The organism is Erwinia sp. (assembly GCF_031978025.1).
Classification (GTDB): domain Bacteria; phylum Pseudomonadota; class Gammaproteobacteria; order Enterobacterales; family Enterobacteriaceae; genus Erwinia.
In genome coordinates, this window is the sequence record NZ_DALZCD010000308.1 from 1 (window position 1) to 4,915 (window position 4,915).

Below are 4,915 nucleotides of genomic sequence, written 5' to 3' on the forward strand. Positions count from 1 at the left end.
TCCGGGCGGCGTGATCGTGCTGGAACGTAAATATTCGGGTGTGGATACGCGTTGGCAGCATAACGATCGGCTCGGCTCCGTGCCGTTCAGCCTGACCGGTGGCCTGGACTATGAAACCCTGACCGAACGCCGTCAGGGGTTTGAAAACTATCGGATTGATAACGGCAGCACGCTGTTGGGCGAGAAGGGTAACCCGCGCCGCAACGAAAAGAACGTGATGTGGAATCTCGATCCTTATTTGCAAACCAGCTGGGATCTGACGTCAAAATGGACGCTCGATGCCGGGCTGCGCTACAGCACCGTTAGCTTTGATTCTACTGACTATTATGTGACTCCAGGCAACGGTGACGACAGCGGCAGCAAGCGCTATCACAAACTGTTGCCGATGGGATCGCTGAATTATGCGCTGACGGAGGCCTCTAATCTTTACTTCTCCGCCGGTCGCGGTTTTGAAACCCCGACCATTAATGAGCTGTCTTACCGCTCCGTCAGCGGCAGCCAGACCGGCCTGAATCTGGGTCTGAAGCCGTCGACCAGCGACACCTTCGAGTTGGGCAGCAAAACCCGCATCGGTTACGGATTGTTTACCGCTGCGCTGTTCCAGACCAATACTGACAACGAGCTGGTGGTCGCGCAAAGCAGCGGCGGTCGTTCCGTCTATAAAAACGCGGGAAAAACCCGGCGCCGTGGGTTGGAGCTGGGGCTTGATCAGCAGTTCGCTGAAAACTGGCAGCTCAAAATGGCCTGGACGTTCCTCGACGCCACCTACCGCAACGACACCTGCGATAACAGCGGCAGCTGTACGCCTTCCGGCAATCGCCTGCCGGGCGTGGCACGGAATATGGGCTACGCTTCTTTAGGCTGGGTACCGGAAGAGGGCTGGCACGCGGGTGCGGAAGTTCGCTATATGAGCAGTATTCAGGCCGACGATGAAAATGACGCAAAAGCGCCCTCCTATACTGTCGCCAGCCTGAATAGCGGCTATCGTTTTAACTGGCACAAGTGGTCGCTCGATACCTTTGCCCGCGTCGATAACCTGTTTGATAAAGAATACGTCGGATCGGTCATCGTTAATGAAGGCAATGGACGCTACTACGAACCGGCCCCGGGACGTAACTACGGCGTCGGCGCCACGCTCACTTATACCTTTATGTAAACTCTAATCCAGAACAGCCTGCCGTCGGACGTAAGCCTGGCGGCCGGTTCAAGACACCGGGATGGATAAGCAGTGTAAAACCGGGTGTTTTTTTACGATTAGGCCGGTGCCTAATCGAAAACGTTAAATTTTGGTAAGGTCCATACTATGCAAAGTAAAGCACCGTTATCACGGAAACTCGTGATCCTTACGGCTGTATTTGCCGCACTCAGCGGGTTATATCTGCTGATTGGCGGTATCTGGCTGGCCAAACTCGGCGGCTCGTTCTACTACATCATCGCGGGTGTAGTGGAACTGGTTGTCGCCTGGCTGCTGTTCCGTCGCCGTTCTTCAGCGCTGATGCTGTATGCGGTATTCCTGCTGGCAACGCTTATCTGGTCGTTGTGGGAAGTCGGTTCAGACTTCTGGGCGCTAACGCCGCGTCTTGACGTCACGTTCTTCCTCGGCCTGTGGCTGGTGCTGCCTTTCGTTTACCGTGGCTTGTCTGATGGCAAAGCGGCACGCGGCGCGCTGAGTGCGGTGCTGGTGGTGACGGTGATCGCGCTGGCTTACGCCGTGTTTAACGATCCCCAGGAAATCAACGGCTCACTCAGCACCGAGCAGGCGGCAAACGTTGGCAAATCGGCTGATGGCATTGCAGCCGGCGACTGGCCAGCTTACGGCCGTACTCAGGCCGGCACTCGCTACTCGCCGCTGACGCAGATCACTGATAAAAACGTGGGTCAGCTGAAAGAAGCGTGGACCTTCCGTACCGGCGATATGAAGCGCCCAACCGATCCGGGCGAGATGACTGACGAAGTCACCCCAATTAAAATCGGTGATTCCCTCTACCTTTGTACGCCTCACCAGATCCTGTTTGCGCTGGATGCGGCTACCGGTAAAGAGAAGTGGAAATTCGATCCGCAGCTGAAAACCGATCCTTCCTTCCAGCACGTAACCTGCCGTGGCGTTTCTTACCATGAAACACCAGCCGCAGCTAATGTGCCTGCTGGCGGCAAGCCTGCGCTTTGCGCACGTCGCGTTATCCTGCCAGTGAACGATGGTCACCTGTATTCTCTGGATGCGGAAACCGGTGCGCTTTGCCCTGAATTTGGCGAAAACGGCAAGCTGAACCTGCAGCAGAACATGCCTAACGCGCGTGCGGGGGCTTACGAGCCAACTTCTCCACCGATTGTCACCGATACCACTATCGTGGTGGCTGGTGCGGTAACCGATAACTACTCCACTAAAGAGCCTTCTGGCGTGGTGCGTGGTTTCGATGTCAACACGGGTAAACTGCTGTGGGCATTCGACCCGGGCGCGAAAGATCCGAACGTGGTACCGGAAGGCGAGCAGCACTATGTAGCTAACTCACCTAACTCGTGGGCACCTGCTGCTTACGATGCCAAACTGGATCTGGTTTATCTGCCAATTGGCGTGGCTACGCCAGACATCTGGGGCGGCAACCGCACACCGGAAATGGAACGTTACGCGACCGGCATGCTGGCGCTGAATGCAACCACCGGTAAAGTGGCCTGGTTCTACCAGACCGTTCACCACGACCTGTGGGATATGGATGTGCCTGCCCAGCCGACGCTGGCAGATATCACCGATAAGAGCGGCAACAGCGTACCGGTTATCTATGTGCCAACCAAAACCGGCGATATCTTCGTTCTGGATCGTCGTAGCGGCAAAGAAGTGGTGCCTGCGCCAGAAACGCCTGTTCCTCAGGGACCGGCAAAAGGCGACCGTTTGTCTCCTACTCAGCACTTCTCTGAACTGACTTACCGTCCGAAAAACAAGCTGTCCGGTGCGGATATGTGGGGCGCAACGATCTACGATCAGCTGATGTGTCGCGTGATGTTCCACAGCCTGCGTTATGAAGGCCCGTTCACACCACCGTCAGAGCAGGGCACGCTGGTATTCCCGGGTAACCTGGGGATGTTCGAGTGGGGCGGTATCTCTGTCAATACCGATCGTCAGATTGCCGTTACCAACCCAATGGCGCTGCCGTTCGTTTCCCGTCTGATCCCACGTGGTCCAAACAACCCGATGTGGCCGAACGAGAACGACAAAGGCGGTAGCGGTAGCGAAACCGGCGTTCAGCCACAGTACGGCGTGCCGTACGGCGTGACCCTGAACCCGTTCCTGTCTCCGCTGGGCTTCCCTTGTAAGCAGCCAGCATGGGGCTATATCTCTGCGGTTGACCTGAAAACTAACGATATCGTGTGGAAAAAACGCATCGGTACCGTTCGCGACAGCTCACCAGTGCCGCTGCCGTTCAAAATGGGTATGCCTATGCTGGGCGGCCCAATCTCTACGGCGGGTAACGTGATGTTTATTGGCGCAACGGCGGATAACTATCTGCGCGCGTTCAACGTCACTAACGGTGAAAAACTGTGGGAAGCTCGTCTGCCAGCTGGCGGCCAGGCAACCCCAATGACCTATGAAGTGAACGGCAAACAGTACGTGCTGATTGCCGCGGGTGGTCACGGTTCTTTCGGCACCAAACTGGGCGACTATATCGTTGCCTATGCGCTGCCGGATGACGCGAAATAACGTTACCTGACAAAGTGTTGCTGTAAAGCAAACGTCACCAGAAGGGCATCCCAGGCGGGATGCCCTTTTTATTTTGGAAAAATGAGGAGATAAACAGGCTCGTTTTTCTCCCATCGGGTCATTTTCTAAAACAATCTTCTTTGTCCTGGGTTTTTACTGTCCGCTGTCCCCTTCATTTAATGAAGGCGGAAGCGCATTTACGGGTCAAAAGTAAACCTTTGCTCAACCAAACTTTCTTTTATCTCCTCGCTGTTAACTATCCTGGCTCCTCTTAACCATTTCCCCATCTTTCTCGTTTATCGTTCAATAACCGTTGATTCAGATACGGTTTAACCGTGTCACACTGTCTCCGTTTACCAGTGTTATTTAGTAGTATTGTAAATGCTTCCGGATGTGGTCATAAAACTATCATCAACTTATGTTATTTAAAATCAGGCAATAAGCTGGATGGTTGAGGGTTTGTTGAACAATTTGTGCTATGTTTCATAAGGTGATTATGAAAGGAAAATTAACAATGTCCGATTTTCTCCCTTTTTCACGCCCTGCACTGGGCGAGGCTGAACTGGCTGCCGTCGGTGAGGTCATGCACTCCGGCTGGATAACCACCGGGCCTAAAAACCAGCAGTTGGAAAAAGCCTTTTGCGAGCTGACAGGCAACCAGCATGCCATCGCCGTTAGCTCAGCCACGGCCGGCATGCACGTAACGTTAATGGCATTGGGTATCGGGGCCGGGGACGAGGTCATTACGCCTTCCCTGACCTGGGTTTCCACCCTGAATATGATCGCGCTATTGGGTGCCGAGCCGGTGATGATCGATATTGACCGCGACACGCTGATGGTCACGCCTGAACAAATTGAAGCCGCTATTACCCCGCGAACTAAAGTGATCGTTCCTGTGCATTACGCGGGCGCGCCAGTGGATATTGACGCTATTCGTGCGCTGGGTGAACGTTATGGCATTGCGGTAATTGAAGATGCCGCCCATGCGGCCGGTACTTACTACAAGGGTCGTCACGTCGGCGCAAACGGGACGGCCATTTTTTCCTTTCACGCCATCAAAAACATGACTTGTGCGGAAGGCGGCCTGATCGTAACCGATGATGAAAAGCTGGCCGAACGCGTCCGCAGCCTGAAGTTTCACGGACTGGGGGTGGATGCTTTTGACCGTCAGACGCATGGTCGTGCGCCACAGGCCGAGGTGATCATGCCCGGCTACAAGTA

Annotated in this window: 3 protein-coding genes; all 3 read left to right on the forward strand. The window is 54.7% G+C overall.

Annotation, left to right across the window (positions count from 1 at the left end):
- The coding region (locus RTK32_RS18995) for a TonB-dependent receptor domain-containing protein (protein ID WP_312046727.1) at positions 1–1,156 on the forward strand (1,156 nt) is incomplete at its 5' end.
- 147 nt (positions 1,157–1,303) lie between these two features.
- The gene (locus RTK32_RS19000) at positions 1,304–3,694 is read left to right on the forward strand and encodes a glucose/quinate/shikimate family membrane-bound PQQ-dependent dehydrogenase (protein ID WP_312046729.1); all 2,391 of its coding nucleotides are present in this window, start codon (positions 1,304–1,306) and stop codon (positions 3,692–3,694) included.
- Positions 3,695–4,208: 514 nt separating this feature from the next.
- A partial coding sequence (locus RTK32_RS19005) for an aminotransferase class I/II-fold pyridoxal phosphate-dependent enzyme (RefSeq protein ID WP_312046731.1) occupies positions 4,209–4,915 on the forward strand: 707 nt, incomplete at its 3' end.